This is a genomic window from Marinomonas gallaica (genome assembly GCF_001639745.1).
Taxonomy (GTDB): Bacteria; Pseudomonadota; Gammaproteobacteria; order Pseudomonadales; family Marinomonadaceae; genus Marinomonas; species Marinomonas gallaica.
Genome location: NZ_LTAX01000005.1, coordinates 138,264 through 157,103, shown reverse-complemented (window position 1 = coordinate 157,103; position 18,840 = coordinate 138,264). Strand labels below are relative to the sequence as shown.

The window sequence follows — 18,840 nt, the reverse complement described above, 5'->3', positions numbered from 1 at the left end:
ATCGATAGCGAAGTAGGGGAGCGTGAGTCAGTTTGATCAAAGAAGAAAAAGTTTGCCAAGAAACCTAGACATATGAAATTAATGATGTAATATCTGCGCCCGTTGTTGAGCGAAGCCCAATATCAAAATAAATAACACAACCACCACTTATAAGACAGTGGTTAAACAGCTTATGACAACGGAGTGGTAGTTCAGTTGGTTAGAATACCTGCCTGTCACGCAGGGGGTCGCGGGTTCGAGTCCCGTCCATTCCGCCATTTACTTTTCCCCAAAGTGAATGCAAGCGTTACCATCATTGCGATGGGTGTGTAGCTCAGTTGGGAGAGCGTCGCCCTTACAAGGCGAATGTCGGGAGTTCGAACCTCTCCACACCCACCATCTAAGATATTTCCTTCCTGTAAACTCTATTTTTCAGATCATCCGTATTTATAAAGTTTTCTGTGCATTTGAATGCGCTTCTTTTTGGTATCGACTCAATCTGTAAGACGCATCTTCACGAAAAGTCACTAATGGGAAATTCATGCAATGGATATTCTCTCGAGACCTTGGGTTGTTTCATTGAAAACATGGTATTCACGGAACGCACGCCTTTAGCTTGTAAGAGCTTTTGGCTTAGTAGTTCGTCATAGGTGATTAGGTCTTTAGTGACAATTTTTAGTAGGTAGTCGCAATCGCCGCTGACGGAATGACACTCTTGTATTTCATGGCAGTCACTGACAATGGAGAGAAAAGGCTCAAGGGTTTCAGGATGATGATTGTCCATTGATACCTGTGCAAAAGCGATCACATTTAAGTTCAGCCTTTTCGCATTCAGTTCAGCTTTATAGCCACTGATGTAGCCTTCGTCTTCTAAACGTTTTAGTCGACGCCAGCATGGTGCGTTCGAAAGTCCTATTTTATCCGCTAAATCCCTGTTGCTTAAACGGCCGTCATTTTGCAGCGCCGCAAGAATACTAATATCAAATTTATCCAGCACGAACTGTTTCCCTTTATTGTTGTTTGAAGAAACTTTGTTGCTTAGTGTGGCAAAGAGATAGCAATTAAGAAAGATAATTTCGTCAATTCGTGGATAACATTAACTACATCTTACTTATAAAAATAAAGCTGAAAAGCAATGAAAGAGGATGTGTCTTAATGAATGAATTGCTAGAAAATCCAACATGCACTGCAAATCTTAATACAAATAAGCCTGATTTTGATTGGCGACACGTCAGTCGATTAATGCTTTTATCTCGGGCTCTTGATGACATTGAAGAGCATGAACTGGTGCCTGAGAAATTGGTATTTAATCAGTTTTCTGCTCGAGGGCACGACTTTGCCCAAATTCTTTTAGGTTCTCTTTTGACGCATCCTCATGACGCTGCGACGGGCTACTATCGTTCAAGACCCTTTGTGATGAGCTTGGGGATCGAACTAGATGAGGTGGTGGCATCACCTTTGGCAAAATCGGGTGGTTACAGTGATGGCAGAGACATCGGTGTCGTATGTAACTACCCTAATGTGAATAGAAAAGGCGCTATGTTGTTCCCAATGTGTGGTGGTGTAGGGGCTCAATATTCGCCGATTTCAGGTTGGGCACAGTCCATTAGGTATCACCAATTACAGTTAAAAGATGAGAGCTACGCAGGTGCGATTGCTGTTTCAATGGGAGGCGACTCTTCAATGTCGACCAGTGGTTTTTGGGCGGCACTAAACATCTCGACGACGAATAATTTACCGCATCTATTTTATATTGAAGACAACGGTTATGGCATTTCGGTACCGCAGGAAGTGCAAACACCGGGTGGTGATCAGGTAGCAAATCTAAAAGCCTATAAAAATCTGAAGATTATTGACGGTGATGGTACCGACCCTGAATTAACGCCAATCCTGATTAAAGAGGCGGTTGAATATGTGCGATCCGGTCAGGGAACGTGTTTACTACGATTAAAAGTGCCACGTTTATGTGGTCATACCTTCCAAGACACCCAAACTTACAAATCTGCAGATTTCATTGCGCAAGAGCAAGCTAAAGACCCATTGCCAAAGCTAAGAAGCTATCTATTGAGCAAGGGCTTAATCGCGATTGACGAATGGCAAGCGTTGGAAGATGAATGCTATACGGCGATTCGAGCGTCTGTTGATAGTGCTAAGCAGCGTCAGCAACCCGATCCAGATAGCCTAACTCGATATGTATACGCTGAAAAAGATCAAGTTCAGCTTCGAGGTGGATTGGCAGCCAGTGGGCACACGTTTCCAGTGCAAAGTGAACAGCCTAAGCCAGAAGGGGCTCGTTTAAATATGCTCACTGCGATCCGCAAGACATTGGACTATGAACTTGAGACAAACCCTAAAGTTCTTGTCTTCGGAGAAGACGTTGGCCCGAAAGGAGGTGTCCATGCGGCGACCCTTGGCCTGAATGAAAAATTTGGCAACCAGCGAGTATTTGATACCAGCTTATCGGAAGAGGGCATTATTGGGCGTTCAGTAGGCTTAGCCCTCAGTGGGCTGATGCCGGTACCAGAAATCCAGTTTCGTAAATATGCGGAGCCTGCGGCAGAGCAGTTATCAGACACTGGCATTATGCGCTGGCGAACCAACAATCAATTTGCAGCCCCCATGGTAGTTCGGATCCCAGGTGGTTTTGCGCGTCGAGGCGATCCTTGGCACTCCATGAGTGATGAAGTCGAATGGGCGCATAAAGTGGGTTGGCAGTTAGCCATGCCTTCGAACGCGGAAGACGCGGTGGGGTTACTGCGTTACGCACTTAGAGATAACAACCCAACGATTTTCTTTGAGCATCGTTCGTTATTAGACAATGGCTGGTCACGTCGCCCTTATCCAGGTGATGAGTACATCATTCCTTTTGGGCAAGCTAAGACGATTCTTTCAGGTGCGGCCTTAACCGTCGTGTGTTGGGGAGCCATGGTAGAACGCTGTGAAAAAGCGGCGTTAAGTCTAGATTTAGATATAGAGGTGATTGATCTTCGTACCATTCAGCCTTGGGATAAGACGGCGATACTGGCTTCGGTTGAAAAAACAGGGCGCTGCCTGATCGTGCATGAAGACAATAGAACCGCTGGCTTTGGCGCGGAAATTGCCGCGACATTAGCCGACGAATTGTTCTTCAGTCTAGATGCTCCGATTCAGCGTCTCACCATGCCCGATATTCCTAACCCTCATAATGCTTTGTTGTTAGAAGAAGCGGTTCCGACTGAGCAAAAAATTGCTCAATCCATGAAAAAATTGATTGAAGTGTAAGGGGAAAAAGATGAATGAATCCATGACCATTACCCTTCCAAAAGGTGCGTTAGAAGGCACAGCGGCGGTCGTTTCAAGCTGGCTAGTTGGTAAGGGTGATCATGTTAGCAAAGGTGACCCGATCCTAGAGTTAGAGACGGACAAAGTATCGATGGAGGTGTGCGCCGAAAGCGACGGAATAATTGTTGATATTATTGCTACCTCAGGAGCTGACGTCGATGAAAGCACCGTTCTTGGCCACTTAAATTGTGCTGAGCAAGCAGAGTCTTCACAAAAGATAGCGTCTGAAGCCAGCAGCGATGTCAGTGCAAAGCATGAGACAAGGGTAGAGGCAAGTGGAATTAATGCAACTGAAGATACTTCTAAGCGGCATTTGGTCGGTCCAGCGGTGAGAAAACTCCAAAGAAAGTATGGCTTGAATTTGGCGGCTATCAATGGGACTGGGAAGGGTGGTCGGGTCACACGTGACGATATTTTAGCGTTCGTAGAGTCGCAGGATGATCATACTCAAACACAGTCAGATGTGTGTCCATCGTCTGAAACATTAAATGAGCTAAAGAATGAGTTCGTGCCTCACAGTCCCATGCGTAAAAAGATCGCAAGTCATATGGTGGAGAGTTTATTACACACCTCTCCGCATGTGACGAGCGTTTTCGAAATGGATATGGGACGTGTTATAGAGCATCGAAATCAGTGCAAAATGGGATTTGAAGAAGCGGGTGTTAAGTTGACTTTTACAGCTTATTTCTTGGCAGCCAGTGCAAAAGCCATTCAAAAAGTGCCAATGGTGAATGCGCGCTTTCATGAAGACAGTCTAGAAATTTTTAAGGACATCAACATTGGTATTGGTACGGCACTCGGTGATGATGGACTCGTTGTCCCCGTTGTTAAACAGGTTCAAGAAAAGAATCTGTATGACATTGCCTCAGCGCTTCAACACCAGACGGATAAAGCCAGACAAGGCAAATTAACGTCAGCTGACATGCGTGACGGAACGTTCACGATATCAAATCATGGTGTTAGTGGTAGCTTGTTTGCCGCTCCAATCATCATCAACCAACCTCAGGTGGCCATATTAGGAATCGGTAAGCTCGAAAAAAGAGCCGTTGTGGAAGAAATAAACGGTGAAGAGACAATTGTCATTCGGCCCAAATGTTATGTCTCGCTTTCCATTGATCATCGGGCTTTAGATGCCTATCAGACGAACTTATTTTTAAGTCATTTTGTTGAGATAATAGAGAATTGGCAAATACATAAATAGACTGAGACGTATTAAAAAATGGCCATCAATGTGAGTTGATGGCCATTTTTAATGGATAATCGTTCAAAATCGACTGTTGGGACTAATTGAGCCCACCAAATCGTTGGTAAAACGATTGGGAGGCTTCAGGAAGTGGACCATCTGCGGACTCAAGGTTGTTGCCAAGCCATTGTTCTGCCGCTGGCGTGACTTTGCGATAAATATTGCGGCATAACTGGCGTGCTGCTCGGCCTTCCCAGTCGCCAGGGAGGAGTTCATCGGGAAGTTGGGGATCACGAAGTAACAGCTTTCTGTATTCATGGATGAGTAAGGTGCGAGTTAGGAAGCTGGATTCCGGATCAAGGCTCTCTTTGTCGCCTAGCTCTTGCCATACTGGACGAAACAGATTTATAAATTCTTGGTATTGTACGCCGAGCTTATCAAGTTCCCAGCATTCTCTTACGAGCGTTCGAACCTGCTTTCCTGCCAGCTCTTCTTGTTGCTGCGTTTTAAAGACAATAACTTTATTTTGCAGACCGGATGATATCAGCACGGTATTAATATCGCTTAAGTTGGTGATCGGGCTGCCTATCAGTTGGCCTGTTAGCACAACAAAGCCTTGCCAACTCAGGTCATCTAAGAGCTGCTTTCGTTCTTCCGGTGACAATTGTTGCGTCATGATTAAGCACCATGAGCCGTCCCAGACAGTCTGATTAGAGTTGTATACACGTCGAAAAGCTTGCTCAAACTTGCGTCTTCCTGAGCCTGTTAAACTGTAATAGCTTTTTCTTCCCACTTTGTCGTTGGTTAGCCAGCCATCTTGAGTTAAGCGGAAAATGGTGGTTCTCATCAGTCGTTCATTGATGCCCATAGGTTCAAGTAACTTGATTAAACTGCCGAGCCATACCGTGCCGCCATGAGGTTCAATGGCATCGCCGTACAGTGTGATCACAAGTGAGGACGCTCGAATGGGTTTCTGCTGTTGGAACCGAGTAATTAACGTATCTAAAGTAGTAAGTTTATTCATTAGTGACTGGTAATCCAGTGAGTAAAGTCGACAGGCTATTTTCTTAAACCTGTTCAGCTTAGTAAAGTGAAATAGCCTTGTGCTGCTTTAGACTAATGTTTTTACATGAAAGACAGTATTAGCTTTTTGGTTGATGGGACCCTGTTTGCAGTGTCGGTCTTTTGGGCTCAAGAGAGGTGAGCGGTGCGCATTCAACCATTGATGTTAAGCAACGTTTAGAAAGTTCGATGTATTCACGCGTGCCGGTTTGCTTCCATTTCAATTCGTCATCGGACACAGAGCGAACTACTTTTCCGGGGGTGCCCATTATCATGGATCTAGGAGGGCAGGTGAAACGGGTTTTTATAAAAGAGCAAGCGGCAACGATAGAGCCTTCGCCTATGTCGGCTCCGTCCATAACCACGGTATTCATACCAACCAGCGCGTCTTCCCCAATGATGCAGCCATGTAACACTGCACCATGGCCAATGTGTCCACGTTTGCTAATGACAGTATGGCTACCGGCAAAACCGTGAACCACACAATTGTCTTGAATGTTTGACTCTTCTTCCATGGTGATTCGGCCAAAGTCTCCTCTTAGGCAGGCGCCAGGACCCACATAACAACCTTTTTGGATGATCACGTCGCCAATAAGCGTGGCTGTTGGGTGGATATACGCGCTCGGGTCTACCACTGGTGTAACACCATCAATTTTGTAATACGGCATAAATGCATCTCTCTATGTATTTTGTTATTTCTATTATTTATAGCTATTTTTGTATCGTATTTCCAGAAAACAATCTTTTTTTAAGTGTTAAAGCAATGTGATTTGAGTGATTTATGAAATTTTTAAAACGACTTCAAAATTGTATTTAACATAACTTATTGAATATATTGGTTTATTTTTATTTTGCCAATCAAGTGATGCAAGTAAAACTTAAAAGGATACATAAAATCTTAAAAATTAAGTTGTTTTGTATCAATTTATGGTCCATCTTAATATTTATCGAAACGAAACAGAGTCTCAGAGCTCTGATCGGTTAAGAAATAAATAACAATAAGATCGAGTGTTTGAATCAAATGAAAAATGACAATTACCAATTATTGGTGGTGCATCAGGTCGAGAGTGGCGTTCAACTAGTGCAGTTGAACCGCCCAGAGGCGCTGAATGCCCTTACGACTGAACTGTTGGCAGAACTTTCTGATGTCATGGACAACGCTGAGGTGTCAGACGATATTCGAGTATTAGTACTAACTGGAAACTCGAAAGCCTTCGCTGCCGGTGCTGATATTAACGAGATGGCAGAACGTGACCTTGTAGGTATGTTGAACGATCCACGTCAGCAGTATTGGCAAAGTATCACGCGTTTTTCTAAGCCGGTGATTGCGGCCATCAATGGTTACTGCTTAGGCGGCGGATGCGAATTAGCCATGCATGCCGACATTTTGATTGCGGGTCGCGATGCTCAGTTTGGCCAACCGGAAATCAATTTAGGCATTATGCCTGGCGCTGGTGGAACCCAGCGTCTTCTTCGAGCCGTCGGCAAATCCCTCACCATGCAAATGGTGCTTACCGGTCTACCTATCACAGCCCAGCAAGCAAAAGACGCAGGTCTCATCAGTGAAATCACCCAACCCGAACTAACGGTTACAAGGGCGCTGTCGTTGGCCAGTGTTATTGCCAGTAAAGGTTCTTTAGCTGTGCGTCTTGCAAAAGAATCCATCCTGAAAGGCATGGACACAGACTTAGCGACGGGTCTGCGTTTTGAGCGACATGCTTTTACTGTCTTGGCTGGCACCGATGATCGAAATGAAGGGATTCAGGCGTTCAAAGAAAAGCGCCGCCCTAAATTTACCGGTCGCTAATTCACTGGCCAAAAATAATTAAACGTTATTTTCAATTCTAAGAGAGGCAATCAGACATGAGCTTCGAACACATTTTATATTCGGTCGATTCAGGTGTAGCGTTATTGAGCTTAAATCGTCCCAAAGCGCTGAATAGTTTTAATGAAGCCATGCATCTTGAAGTGCAGCAAGCGCTTAAATCTGCTTTGAAAGATACGCAGGTCCGAGCGTTGGTATTAACCGCAGAAGGAAGAGGTTTTTGTGCAGGGCAGGACTTGTCTGATCGCAATGTTGATCCTAATGCAGATGCCCCCGATTTGGGAGTTTCCATCGAGCGTTTCTATAATCCGCTAATCAAACAATTACAGTCTTTTCCTATGCCCGTAATTTGTGCCGTGAACGGTGTGGCAGCGGGGGCGGGCGCGAATATTCCTCTAGCATGTGACCTTGTTATTGCCGCACGTTCAGCCAAATTCATTCAGGCCTTTTGCAAAATTGGCTTAATTCCAGATTCCGGTGGAACGTGGTTTTTACCGCGTTTGATTGGCATGGCAAGAGCCAAAGAGTTAGCTCTACTAGGCGAGCCGCTCATGGCAGAAAAAGCTCAAGAGTGGGGCATGATTTACAAAGTTGTGGATGACGAGGCACTTCGAGATGAGGCCTTATCGTTAGCGCGTCAATTAGCCACTCAGCCCACCAAAGGTTTGTCTTTTATTAAGCGCGCACTCAACCAAAGTTTTGACCATGACTGTCATGCTCAGCTTGATGTAGAACGCGATTTACAGCGTTTAGCAGGTCAAACTCAGGATTACCGTGAGGGTGTCAAAGCCTTTATTGAAAAACGCACGCCAGAATTTAAGGGAGAATAACCATGTCTGCATTACAACAAAACACTGTGGTTGGTGTCATTGGTGCAGGCGCAATGGGTGCGGGTATTGCTCAGGTCGCGGCTCAAGCAGGCCATCCAGTGAAGCTTTACGATAACCGAGACGGTGCGGCTAGTTCTGCCATAGACGCGATGGCAAAACAATTAGCTAAGCTGGTCGAGCGTCAAAAGTTTACGACAGAGCAAGTTCAGCAGATATTGTCTCGATTAGAGGTGGTGAGCTCCTTAAATGATCTGGCGAATGCAGGATTGGTAGTCGAAGCCATTGTTGAAAATGTTGACGTTAAGAAAGTCATTTTTGACACCTTGGAGTCGGTCTGTGCTACCGATTGCATTATCGCCAGTAACACGTCTTCCATTTCTATTACTCGTTTGGCCGCTGGCATGCAGCATCCAGAGCGTATGATCGGCATGCATTTCTTTAACCCAGCGCCCATTATGAAATTAGTGGAAGTGGTATCAGGCTTAGCCACGGATTCCACCGTCGCGGCGTGCATTTATGAAACCGCATCGAATTGGGGCAAAAAACCCGTTCATGCCGCGTCTACACCAGGTTTTATTGTTAACCGAGTAGCGCGTCCTTTTTATGCGGAAAGTTTTCGACTGTGTCAGGAACAAGTGGCTGACTGCGCGACGCTGGATGCACTGATAAAAAGTGCAGGTGGCTTCCGCATGGGGGCTTTCGAGCTGACGGATATGATTGGCCACGATGTGAACTATGCTGTCACCTGTTCGGTATTTGATGCCTATTATGGCGATTTTCGTTTCCAACCGTCTTTAATCCAAAAAGACTTAGTCGATGCCGGTTTTTTAGGGCGGAAAACAGGGCAAGGTTTCTACTCCTATCAAGAAGGTGTCGAAAAGCCCAAGGCGCAATTTTCCCCAGCTTCTTCTGCTCCAGCAACGCCAATCAAGTGCCAGGTGTCTAAGGACATGGGGCATCTGACTGGATTGGTTGAGCGTTTGGCTCAGGCAGGCATTCAAGTCACACAAGAATCGAGCCTAGCACCAGGTTATTTAAAAGTTGGCGATGCTTGGTTGGCGCTTACCGATGGTCGCATGGCATGTGAGCGTGCCATCGATGAGCAGCTGAGTGATCTGGTACTGGTGGATCTGGCCCTAGATTATCTAGCGGTAGAACACATTGCATTGAGCCGATCAGCATCAACATCCGATAAGTCGTTTGAGGATGTGGTGGCATGCTTTGATTTGGCAGGTATCAAAATCAGCGAAGTCGAAGATTCCCCTGCTTTGGTAGTAATGCGTACCGTAGCGATGCTGGCGAATGAAGCCGCAGATGCGGTTTTGCAAGGGGTCGCCACAGCCAAGGGCGTGGATACAGCCATGTGCTTTGGTTTGAATTATCCCAAAGGGCCGCTGGCTTGGGCTGACTCGATTGGTGTTGCTAAGGTGAATGCGGTGCTGCATCAGTTGCAACTGTCCTATGGTGAGGATAGATACCGTCCTTCTTTACTCATGCGTCGCACTGCGATGACAGGAGGGTATTTTCATGGGGAATAATACAACCGATACACACGTGGATGTTGAACTGGCTGAGCGTTGTGCAAAAGCTTTGTACGAGCGAGACATGGCCACTCAGCATTTAGGTATGGCGTTGCTTTTTTCAGCGCCAGGTCAATCCAAAGTTCGCATGACGGTACAGGACTTTATGTTGCAAGGTCTTAAAACGTGTCACGGTGGCTATCTCTTTACGCTTGCTGATTCAGCCTTTGCGTTTGCCTGCAATACCTATAACCAACCGACTTTTGCACTGGGTTGCTCGATTGACTATGTCGCCCCAGCTTTTGAAGGGGATGTGCTAACCGCGAGTTGCCATGAAAAAAGCCGTGGTGGCCGGACCGGGAATTACGATGTCGAAATACACAATCAACAAGATCAATTGATCGCCATTTTTCATGGTAAGTCTTACCGCGTTAAAGGCGAGATACTTTCACAGGAGAATGTAAATGACTGATGCGCTAATTATTGATGCTATCCGAACGCCGATTGGACGTTATGGTGGCGCGCTATCGAAAGTCAGGGCGGACGACTTAGGGGCAATCCCTATCAAATCTCTAATGGGTCGAAACCCAACAGTTGATTGGTCAAAGGTCAGTGATGTGTTGTATGGCTGCGCCAACCAAGCAGGTGAGGATAACCGCAATGTGGCGCGCATGTCTTCTTTGCTATCAGGGTTGCCACACAGTGTCCCTGGTTCGACGATTAACCGCTTGTGTGGTTCGGGTATGGATGCTGTAGGGTTAGCGGCCAGAACCATTCGTTCAGGTGAAGCTGGGCTCATGATTGCGGGAGGCGTGGAGTCAATGTCGCGTGCGCCGTTTGTTATGGGTAAGGCCGATCAGGCATTTTCTCGGCAAGCAGATATGTACGATACGACCATCGGCTGGCGCTTTGTGAATAAGCTCATGGCGGACCAGTTTGGCGTGCATTCAATGCCCGAAACGGCTGAAAATGTGGCGGAAGAGTTCAATGTTTCGCGTGAAGATCAGGATGCATTTGCTTTACGTAGCCAGCAAAAAACAGCCATTGCCCAAGAAAATGGACGCCTCGCTAAAGAAATTGTCCCAGTTGTGATCCCACAACGAAAAGGCGATCCAGTAGTCGTGGAGCGTGATGAGCATCCGCGTGCCGAAACCACGTTGGCTGCGTTATCAAAGCTTTCCACCCCTTTTAGAAAAGATGGCAAAGGATCTGTCACAGCAGGTAATGCATCTGGCGTTAACGATGGTGCTTGTGCCTTGTTATTGGCGAGTGAAGAGGCGGCTGCGACCTATGGCTTGAAGGCTCGAGGTCGAGTGCTTGGTATGGCGGCAGCGGGTGTTGAGCCTCGTATCATGGGGATCGGTCCTGCGCCTGCCTCCAAAAAAGTACTAGAGCAAGTGGGGCTGACGTTAGGTGAAATGGACGTTATTGAATTAAACGAAGCGTTTGCATCTCAAGGGTTGGCCGTGATACGCGAACTGGGGCTTGCAGATGATGATGCACGAGTTAATCCAAACGGCGGTGCTATTTCATTAGGTCATCCGCTCGGGATGAGTGGCGCGCGATTGATCACCACCGCTCTAAATGAGTTAGAAATTAAGAATAAGCGATATGCTTTGTGCACCATGTGTATTGGTGTAGGTCAGGGCATTGCAATGGTCATTGAGCGGTTGGATTAATCCAACCGTTATAAAAAAGCTGTATGACAAGTGATACTACAGTGATAAAGCATAAACTCTAAAAATAATAAATGAGAGAGCATAATCATGGATATTCGTAGCCAGTTTAATCCAGAACAACTTGATCCAATGGAAACGGCCAGTATTGATGAGCTGCGAGCACATCAGCTAGAGCGATTGCAGTGGACCGTTCGTCATGCCTATAACAACGTTCCAATGTATAAACTGCGTTTTGATCAACTGGGTATTCACCCGGACGACATTAAGTCATTAGACGATCTTGCCAAACTTCCTTTCAGTACCAAATCGGATCTACGCGATAACTACCCGTACGGTATGTTTGCGACACCGATGAATCAAGTGGTAAGGCTTCATGCGTCCAGTGGCACGACAGGTAAGCCGACAGTTGTCGGTTATACCCAGAATGATATCGACACTTGGGCCAATATTGTTGCGCGATCCATTCGTGCTGCGGGTGGCCGTAAAGGCGATATATTGCACAATGCCTACGGCTATGGGCTGTTTACCGGCGGCTTGGGGGCGCACTATGGCGCTGAGCGCCTTGGTTGTACCGTAATTCCAATGTCCGGTGGGCAGACCGAGAAGCAAGTCCGTTTAATTCAAGATTTTCAGCCTGACATCATCATGGTGACACCGTCCTACATGCTGAATTTATTAGATGAAATGGAAAAACAGGGAATTGACCCGTTAGACCTCAAGTTACGCTTAGGGATTTTTGGTGCCGAGCCTTGGACGCATGAACTGCGTCGTTCAGTTGAGCAGCGTGCGGGAATTCGTGCCATGGATATTTATGGCTTATCGGAAATTATGGGGCCGGGTGTCGCGATAGAATGCGCTGAAAGTCAGGATGGGCCGACCGTTTGGGAAGATCATTTCTATCCTGAAATTATTGATCCTAATACTGGCGAGGTGTTGCCAGATGGCGAAATGGGTGAGCTGGTATTTACCAGTCTCAGCAAAGAAGCGCTGCCGATGATTCGCTACCGTACACGTGACTTAACTCGTCTTTTGCCAGGTACAGCCCGACGTATGCGTCGAATTGATAAGATTACGGGGCGAAGCGATGACATGATGATTATCCGCGGCGTTAACGTTTTTCCGACGCAAATTGAAGAAGAGGTGATAAAAGTGAATCACTTATCTGAAAATTATGAAATACACTTGTATCGTAAAGGGAATATGGACGGTATGGATGTGCATGTTGAACTGCGCCCGGAATGCGCGGATTTTGATGATCAAAAAATCACTAGCACCATCAATGAATTGCGTCACCACGTTAAGTCTTCAGTCGGTATCAGTATTAACGTCAAGCTCAGAGAAATCGGTAGTTTAGCTCGCTCAGAAGGTAAGGCTAAACATGTTTACGATGAGCGTCCCACGGTTTAAATAACTTAAGTATTTATCAGAAAGTGATCTCTTATGTTAAGAGGTCAGGGGATTTGTGTGTCCAAAAAACACAAAAATAAGCGATACACAAAAATTAAAATATACTTGTATTTATGTATCGTTAGTCTATTCTGTTAATCAATGCCATGACTTATATCTACGATATTGGAGAATTCTCATGTACGCACAACAAGTTGAAACAGGGACGAAAACAGTCAAATCGCTCGACGAAATGGGTGCAGAGGAACGCGCCTTCCAGGAAAAAATTGACGCTGAGATTAAGATCGAGGCAAAGAATTGGATGCCAGATAACTATCGTAAGACTTTGATTCGTCAAATTTCTCAACATGCGCATTCTGAAATCGTTGGTATGTTGCCAGAAGGCAACTGGGTGACTCGAGCGCCAACCTTAAAGCGCAAACTGCAGCTGATGGCCAAAATTCAGGATGAAGCGGGACATGGTTTGTATCTTTACAGTGCGATGGAAACGCTGGGCGCAGATCGTGACGAAGAGATTGAAAAACTTCATTCTGGCCGAGCGAAGTACTCCAGCATATTCAATTATCCGACGTTGAATTGGGCCGACATGGGCGCAGTTGGGTGGTTGGTTGATGGGGCTGCTATCGTCAATCAGGTTCCGCTCCAGCGTACCTCTTATGGCCCTTATTCACGCGCGATGATTCGCGTGTGCAAAGAAGAAAGTTTCCATCAGCGTCAAGGCTACGAAATCCTTTTGCACATGATGCGCCATGGTAATCAAGCGCAAAAAGACATGGTTCAAGACGCTATTAATCGCTTGTGGTGGCCTTCATTAATGATGTTTGGGCCAAGTGATGCGGATTCACCTAACTCTGCTCAATCCATGGCTTGGAAGATCAAGCGTCATACCAACGATGAGTTGCGTCAACGCTTTATTGATCAAACGATTCCGCAATTAGAGCTATTAGGCTGCACGGTTCCCGATCCTGATTTGAAATGGAATGAAGAGCGCGGTCACTACGACTTTGGTGAAATTCAATGGGAAGAATTCTACGAAGTATTAAAAGGTAATGGTCCTTGCAACCGTGAGCGGTTGGAAACCCGTCGTAATGCGACTCAAGAAGGCGCTTGGGTGAGAAAAGCGGCGGTTGCTCATGCCAACAAAAAACAAAAACAACAGGCGGCAGCCTAAAAATCTGAGGAATTTACCATGTCTGAATGGACACTTTTTGAGGTCTTTATCCGAAGTAAACATGGCCTTAACCACAAACACGTCGGCAGCGTTCATGCTGCGGATGCCGAAATGGCCATCGAAAATGCGCGAGACCTATACACTCGCCGAAACGAAGGGGTGAGTATTTGGGTCATGCCTTCTGCTTTGATCACTGCTACCGCGACGGATGAGAAAGAGCCTTTATTCGATCCATCGGAAGACAAAGTTTATCGACATGCCAGCTTCTATGAGTTGCCAGATGAAGTCGGACACATGTGAGGTGGTTATGACGAAATACGATGATTTAACCGAATTTTTATTGCGTCTAGGTGACAGTGCCTTAATTCAAGCGCAACGGCTATGTGAATGGACCGGTCGAGCCCCCGCCCTGGAAGAAGAGCTGGGCATGATGAATGTTGGTTTGGACTTAGTGGGTCAAGCTCGCAACTGGTATGACTATGCCGCAGAGCGAATCAATGATGGTACCGATGCGGATGCATTAGCTTTTCGCCGCGATGAGCGGGCTTTTCGTAATCTGCTATTAGTTGAGCAGCCAAATGGCGACTTTGCAGTCACCATGACGAAGCAGTTTTTCTATGATGCTTGGCAATTTCATGTATTAACCCTGCTTAAAAATGCCAACGACGAACATATTGCAGCCATTGCAACCAAATCGCTTAAAGAAGTCACGTATCACTTACGCCGCTCTAGTCAATGGGTTGAGCGTTTGGGGGATGGTACCGACGAGAGTCATCAGCGTATGGTAAACGCCATTGATACGGTTTGGCGCTTTACCTTTGAATTGGTTGAACAGAACGATACCGAATGGTCTCTGTCTGAAGCTGGCCACATTCCGGCGCTAACTGAATTGCCTGAATTGTGGCATGCGACCGTAAGCGAGGTTTTCACTAACGCAACATTAACGGTCCCCGATGCCGCCAGTACCTTCTATTTAAGTGCTCGAACAGGCATGCACTCTGAGCACTTAGGGCTTTTATTAGCAGAAATGCAGTTCTTACAAAGAGCGTATCCCGATGCAAGCTGGTGAGTTAATTGTCACGGATCAGCTAGGACGCCCTGGAGACAAGACTGATATCCAGCGAGCTTACAGCGTGTTGGAAGACGTTATGGATCCAGAGGTGCCAGTGGTAAGCGTGATGGACCTTGGCATCGTACGTGATGTTGGTTGGACGGATGGGCACCTATATGTGGTCGTCACACCAACGTATTCAGGTTGCCCCGCAACGGAATACATAGAAACCTCGATACGCGAAGCGCTGCAAGAGGCTGGTTTTGCCCATCCTCACATTACTCAGAGTTTAGACCCTGCTTGGACAACCGATTGGATCACGGATCAAGGTCGAAATCGTCTTAAAGCCTATGGCATTGCACCGCCAGTGGGGAGTTCAAATAAGCGCACTTTGTTGTCTGGAATAACGCAAGTTGAATGTCCAAATTGTGGCAGTGATGACACCGAGCAACTGAGTGAATTTGGCTCAACCGCATGTAAATCCTTGTATCGCTGTAAATCCTGTTTAGAACCGTTTGATTATTTTAAATGTATTTGAGCCATAGATAACAATAACGTGGCCGTGGAGACACAGATGAATCAATTTCACACTCTTACCGTTTCTGATTTACGTCGTGAAACACGTGATTCTATTTCACTTGCTTTTGATATCCCTGAGGAACTCGCTCAGAGCTATCAGTTTAAGCAAGGTCAGTTTTTGACATTGCGTACTCATATTGACGGAGAAGAGGTGCGCCGCTCTTACTCTATCTGCAGTGGCGTACACGATAATGAAATGCGTGTAGCAATAAAGCGTGTTGCCGACGGACTGTTTTCTACCTTTGCCAATGAGTCCATCAAAGTAGGCGATGCGTTAGACGTCATGCCACCGCTTGGGCACTTCTATTCTGAGCTGGATCCAGAGCGACATGGGGACTATTTATTAGTGGCCGCCGGAAGCGGTATTACCCCCATTCTATCCATTGCAAAAACAACATTAGCAGCAGAGCCACACAGTAAAGTCACATTGGTCTACGGCAACCGCTCCACATCCTCAACTATGTTTCGAGATCAATTGGCGGATCTTAAAAATACCTATATGGATCGCTTGAATTTAATCTTTGTATTGAGCCGAGAGCAACAAGATATTGACTTGTACAACGGCCATATTGATGCCGATAAATGTCGAGTGCTGTTCGAACGTTGGGTGGATGTAAAGAATCTAACGGGAGCTTTTATTTGTGGCCCGCAATCCATGACCGAAATGGTGAAAGACTTATTAAAAGAGTCTGGCACCCCAGAAGAAAATATTCATTTTGAGTTGTTTGCTGCAGCAGGCAATGAACGCAAACGAGAGCAACGAGCGCAGGCAGCTGCCCATGCAGACGTATCCGAAATTACCGTTATTCGTGACGGTCATGCCATGAACTTTGATCTCAAACAAAACACAGAGAACCTACTAAATGCCGGTAATGAGCATGGCGCGGAGTTACCGTTTTCGTGCAAAGCGGGCGTGTGCTCTACCTGTAAATGTAAGGTGATTGAAGGTGAAGTGGATATGGACATCAGCCTTGGGCTTGAAGATTACGAAGTAGAAGCCGGTTACATACTGTCTTGCCAATCTTATCCAGTCTCAAAGAAAGTGGTACTGGATTTCGACGAGATATAACGCCTTTTCTTCGTGCGCAAAATTATAAAAAACAATAATTACGATGGCACAAAGTCATCGAGGGAGAACACTATGAGCCAAAGCCCAGTCCTACAAAGTTTTATTGCTGGAGAGTGGTTAGGTCAGCAAGCTGAAAAAGCGCTTGTTAGCCCAGTTAACGGTGAAACAATTTATCATACCCATGCGGAAACCATTGATTTTGAAAAGTCATTAGCGTTTGCCCGTAAACAAGGTCGCACTGCGTTAATGAACATGGATTTTCAAAGCCGTGCATCCTGCTTGAGAGACTTAGGCAAATATCTTATTGAACACAAAGAGTCACTGTACGAAATCTCTTTGCTCACCGGGGCAACTCGAAATGATAGCTGGGTAGATATAGAAGGTGGCGCCGGTACGTTGTTTGCCTATGCAAGTTTAGGACGACGTGAGCTGCCGTCGGGTAATTTGATTCATGAAGACGATGCTTTTCCATTAGGCCGTGAAGGTCAATTTTTCGGATCGCACATTTTGGTCCCCCGCCAAGGTGTTGCGGTCCACATTAATGCTTTTAACTTCCCGATCTGGGGCATGTTAGAAAAATTTGCGGCCAATTTTCTGGCAGGTGTGCCGTGTATTGTAAAACCTGCAACCTCTACCTCTTATTTGACGGAAGCTTGTGTGCGCTTGATGCAAACGTCTGGTTTTTTACCAGAAGGCAGTTTGCAGCTAATCATTGGTCGAACCGGTGATTTATTAGATCGCTTGGAGGGTCAAGATATGGTGACCTTTACGGGCTCTGCGAGCACGGCAGCCAAATTAAAAGTCACGCCCAATATCATTAACAACTCGATTCCTTTTAATGCCGAAGCCGATTCATTGAACTGTGCCATTTTGGCGCCAGATGTTTCTGTTGATAGCGTTGAATTTGACCTGTTCATTAAAGAGGTCGCACGTGAAATGACGGTCAAAGCGGGTCAGAAATGTACCGCCATTCGTCGAGTATTAATCCCCGAGGCTCATGTCAAAGCGGTGTCAGATAAGCTGTCTCAGCGCCTAGCCAAAGTCACGGTTGGCGACCCGCATTTAGATTCAGTTCGTATGGGGGCATTGGCTTCTTTTGAGCAACAAGACGATGTTTTGGCGCAACTTCAGCAATTATTGAAAAGCAGTCAAGTGGTATTTGGCTATGAAAAAGACACGCTTGAGCTGCATGGAAGTGATGCCAAACAAGGAGCATTTATTCAGCCGACATTGCTACTGAGCAATGATCCAGACGCGGACGGTGGCGCTCACGACATCGAAGCGTTTGGCCCAATCAGTACCTTAATGCCATATAAAGACATTGACCACGCGATTGCCTTGGCGGCTCGTGGTAAAGGCTCATTAGTGACTACGTTAGTGACGCAGGACCCTCACGTCGCGCAAAAAGTCGTGCCAGCTCTGGCTGCTTGGCACGGGCGCGTACATATCTTGAACGAGGCCAGTTCGAAAGAATCGACTGGGCACGGTTCGCCATTGCCATTGCTAAAACACGGCGGTCCAGGTCGTGCCGGTGGTGGTGAGGAGTTGGGCGGTATTCGTGGCGTCAAACATTACATGCAACGTGCTGCGATTCAAGGTTCACCCACCATGCTGTCCGCGGTGACCGGAGAATTTGTGCGGGGTGGCGATACTATTGAAACTGATGTGCATCCATTCCGTCGTTATTTTGAGAACCTTCAAATCGGCGAATCGCTTCTGACTCATCGCCGTACCGTTACAGAAAGTGACATCGTGAACTTCGGTTGTTTATCGGGTGACCATTTTTATATGCACTTTGATGACATTGCTGCACGTGACTCTCAGTTTGAGCAACGTATTGCGCATGGTTATTTTGTTCTTTCGGCCGCAGCCGGATTATTTGTATCGCCTGGAGAAGGGCCTGTATTAGCCAATTACGGCTTGGATACGTTGCGCTTTATAACGCCAGTGCCAATTGGTGACACGATTCGCGCACGTCTTACCTGTAAACGCAAAATCGACCAAGGCAAATTAAGTCCAAAGGGCGAGCCACAAGGGGTTGTGGTGTGGGATGTCCAAGTAACCAATCAGCATGATGAATTGGTTGCCAGTTACGACATTCTAACCTTGGTTAAGAAGCAATCTGTTTGATCCGAATGGGGGCGGGTACTCCGCCCTAGTTTTC

At 46.4% G+C, this 18,840-nt stretch carries 17 protein-coding genes and 2 tRNA genes; 16 read left to right on the top strand and 3 right to left on the bottom strand.

All coding sequences use genetic code 11. The annotated features are described in order from the left end of the window. Positions 1-180 precede the first annotated feature (180 nt). Positions 181-257, top strand: a tRNA-Asp gene (locus AYW76_RS07345). A 45-nt stretch (positions 258-302) separates the two neighbouring features. Continuing rightward, positions 303-378 (top strand) — tRNA-Val (locus tag AYW76_RS07340). 115 nt (positions 379-493) lie between these two features. Here the strand turns inward: AYW76_RS07340 and AYW76_RS07335 are convergent. Continuing rightward, positions 494-976, bottom strand: a complete 483-nt coding sequence (locus tag AYW76_RS07335; protein ID WP_067217894.1) for an Lrp/AsnC family transcriptional regulator — start codon at positions 974-976, stop codon at positions 494-496. 158 nt (positions 977-1,134) lie between these two features. On the opposite strand from AYW76_RS07335, the gene AYW76_RS07330 reads away from it, so the two are divergent. Together AYW76_RS07330 and AYW76_RS07325 are read left to right on the top strand one after the other, a co-directional pair. Continuing rightward, positions 1,135-3,240 (top strand): alpha-ketoacid dehydrogenase subunit alpha/beta, encoded by a 2,106-nt coding sequence (locus AYW76_RS07330; RefSeq protein WP_082866148.1) that lies wholly within the window; start codon positions 1,135-1,137, stop codon positions 3,238-3,240. Between the two features lie 10 nt (positions 3,241-3,250). Further along, complete coding sequence (locus AYW76_RS07325) at positions 3,251-4,501, top strand: dihydrolipoamide acetyltransferase family protein (RefSeq protein WP_067217891.1); 1,251 nt, start codon at positions 3,251-3,253, stop codon at positions 4,499-4,501. An 82-nt stretch (positions 4,502-4,583) separates the two neighbouring features. On the opposite strand, the gene paaX is transcribed toward AYW76_RS07325, so the two are convergent. Both paaX and AYW76_RS07315 read right to left on the bottom strand, forming a co-directional pair. Further along, positions 4,584-5,507: a phenylacetic acid degradation operon negative regulatory protein PaaX gene (paaX, locus tag AYW76_RS07320; RefSeq protein WP_067217887.1), complete on the bottom strand. Its 924-nt coding sequence runs from the start codon at positions 5,505-5,507 to the stop codon at positions 4,584-4,586. 118 nt (positions 5,508-5,625) lie between these two features. Further along, positions 5,626-6,213, bottom strand: a complete 588-nt coding sequence (locus AYW76_RS07315) for a phenylacetic acid degradation protein PaaY (protein ID WP_067217884.1) — start codon at positions 6,211-6,213, stop codon at positions 5,626-5,628. A 353-nt stretch (positions 6,214-6,566) separates the two neighbouring features. Between AYW76_RS07315 and paaF the strand changes: the two genes are divergently transcribed. The 12 genes from paaF to paaZ all read left to right on the top strand — a co-directional run bounded on the left by paaF (position 6,567) and on the right by paaZ (position 18,806). Then, positions 6,567-7,352: a 2,3-dehydroadipyl-CoA hydratase PaaF gene (gene paaF / locus AYW76_RS07310; protein ID WP_067217880.1), complete on the top strand. Its 786-nt coding sequence runs from the start codon at positions 6,567-6,569 to the stop codon at positions 7,350-7,352. Between the two features lie 56 nt (positions 7,353-7,408). Next, complete coding sequence (gene paaG, locus AYW76_RS07305; protein WP_067217877.1) at positions 7,409-8,200, top strand: 2-(1,2-epoxy-1,2-dihydrophenyl)acetyl-CoA isomerase PaaG; 792 nt, start codon at positions 7,409-7,411, stop codon at positions 8,198-8,200. Between the two features lie 2 nt (positions 8,201-8,202). Beyond that, the gene (paaH, locus tag AYW76_RS07300) at positions 8,203-9,738 is read left to right on the top strand and encodes a 3-hydroxyacyl-CoA dehydrogenase PaaH (protein WP_067217874.1); all 1,536 of its coding nucleotides are present in this window, start codon (positions 8,203-8,205) and stop codon (positions 9,736-9,738) included. Beyond that, a complete protein-coding gene (gene paaI, locus AYW76_RS07295) occupies positions 9,728-10,192 on the top strand; it encodes a hydroxyphenylacetyl-CoA thioesterase PaaI (RefSeq protein WP_067217871.1) in 465 nt (154 codons plus the stop codon). Before paaH ends, paaI begins: the two co-directional genes overlap by 11 nt. Continuing rightward, complete coding sequence (gene pcaF / locus AYW76_RS07290) at positions 10,185-11,399, top strand: 3-oxoadipyl-CoA thiolase (protein ID WP_067217868.1); 1,215 nt, start codon at positions 10,185-10,187, stop codon at positions 11,397-11,399. Before paaI ends, pcaF begins: the two co-directional genes overlap by 8 nt. 87 nt (positions 11,400-11,486) lie before the next feature. Next, complete coding sequence (gene paaK / locus AYW76_RS07285; protein WP_067217864.1) at positions 11,487-12,806, top strand: phenylacetate--CoA ligase PaaK; 1,320 nt, start codon at positions 11,487-11,489, stop codon at positions 12,804-12,806. A gap of 178 nt (positions 12,807-12,984) precedes the next feature. Next, positions 12,985-13,977, top strand: coding sequence for a 1,2-phenylacetyl-CoA epoxidase subunit PaaA (gene paaA, locus AYW76_RS07280; RefSeq protein WP_067217861.1), 993 nt, complete (start codon positions 12,985-12,987; stop codon positions 13,975-13,977). Between the two features lie 18 nt (positions 13,978-13,995). Further along, complete coding sequence (gene paaB, locus AYW76_RS07275) at positions 13,996-14,277, top strand: 1,2-phenylacetyl-CoA epoxidase subunit PaaB (RefSeq protein ID WP_067217858.1); 282 nt, start codon at positions 13,996-13,998, stop codon at positions 14,275-14,277. A gap of 7 nt (positions 14,278-14,284) precedes the next feature. Then, positions 14,285-15,046, top strand: a complete 762-nt coding sequence (gene paaC, locus AYW76_RS07270; protein WP_067218014.1) for a 1,2-phenylacetyl-CoA epoxidase subunit PaaC — start codon at positions 14,285-14,287, stop codon at positions 15,044-15,046. Continuing rightward, positions 15,033-15,566: a 1,2-phenylacetyl-CoA epoxidase subunit PaaD gene (paaD, locus tag AYW76_RS07265; RefSeq protein ID WP_067217854.1), complete on the top strand. Its 534-nt coding sequence runs from the start codon at positions 15,033-15,035 to the stop codon at positions 15,564-15,566. Before paaC ends, paaD begins: the two co-directional genes overlap by 14 nt. A gap of 36 nt (positions 15,567-15,602) precedes the next feature. After that, complete coding sequence (paaE, locus tag AYW76_RS07260) at positions 15,603-16,676, top strand: 1,2-phenylacetyl-CoA epoxidase subunit PaaE (RefSeq protein ID WP_067217850.1); 1,074 nt, start codon at positions 15,603-15,605, stop codon at positions 16,674-16,676. 72 nt (positions 16,677-16,748) lie between these two features. After that, positions 16,749-18,806: a phenylacetic acid degradation bifunctional protein PaaZ gene (gene paaZ, locus AYW76_RS07255; protein ID WP_067217847.1), complete on the top strand. Its 2,058-nt coding sequence runs from the start codon at positions 16,749-16,751 to the stop codon at positions 18,804-18,806. The last annotated feature ends 34 nt before the right edge of the window (positions 18,807-18,840 follow it).

Bases quoted from the DNA above. Each gene is read 5' to 3' on its own strand.
- AYW76_RS07330 (WP_082866148.1), top strand. From the start codon at position 1,135: ATGAATGAATTGCTAGAAAATCCAACATGCACTGCAAATCTTAATACA.
- AYW76_RS07325 (WP_067217891.1), top strand. From the start codon at position 3,251: ATGAATGAATCCATGACCATTACCCTTCCAAAAGGTGCGTTAGAAGGC.
- paaX (WP_067217887.1), bottom strand. From the start codon at position 5,507: ATGAATAAACTTACTACTTTAGATACGTTAATTACTCGGTTCCAACAG.
- AYW76_RS07315 (WP_067217884.1), bottom strand. From the start codon at position 6,213: ATGCCGTATTACAAAATTGATGGTGTTACACCAGTGGTAGACCCGAGC.
- paaF (WP_067217880.1), top strand. From the start codon at position 6,567: ATGAAAAATGACAATTACCAATTATTGGTGGTGCATCAGGTCGAGAGT.
- paaG (WP_067217877.1), top strand. From the start codon at position 7,409: ATGAGCTTCGAACACATTTTATATTCGGTCGATTCAGGTGTAGCGTTA.
- paaH (WP_067217874.1), top strand. From the start codon at position 8,203: ATGTCTGCATTACAACAAAACACTGTGGTTGGTGTCATTGGTGCAGGC.
- paaI (WP_067217871.1), top strand. From the start codon at position 9,728: ATGGGGAATAATACAACCGATACACACGTGGATGTTGAACTGGCTGAG.
- pcaF (WP_067217868.1), top strand. From the start codon at position 10,185: ATGACTGATGCGCTAATTATTGATGCTATCCGAACGCCGATTGGACGT.
- paaK (WP_067217864.1), top strand. From the start codon at position 11,487: ATGGATATTCGTAGCCAGTTTAATCCAGAACAACTTGATCCAATGGAA.
- paaA (WP_067217861.1), top strand. From the start codon at position 12,985: ATGTACGCACAACAAGTTGAAACAGGGACGAAAACAGTCAAATCGCTC.
- paaB (WP_067217858.1), top strand. From the start codon at position 13,996: ATGTCTGAATGGACACTTTTTGAGGTCTTTATCCGAAGTAAACATGGC.
- paaC (WP_067218014.1), top strand. From the start codon at position 14,285: ATGACGAAATACGATGATTTAACCGAATTTTTATTGCGTCTAGGTGAC.
- paaD (WP_067217854.1), top strand. From the start codon at position 15,033: ATGCAAGCTGGTGAGTTAATTGTCACGGATCAGCTAGGACGCCCTGGA.
- paaE (WP_067217850.1), top strand. From the start codon at position 15,603: ATGAATCAATTTCACACTCTTACCGTTTCTGATTTACGTCGTGAAACA.
- paaZ (WP_067217847.1), top strand. From the start codon at position 16,749: ATGAGCCAAAGCCCAGTCCTACAAAGTTTTATTGCTGGAGAGTGGTTA.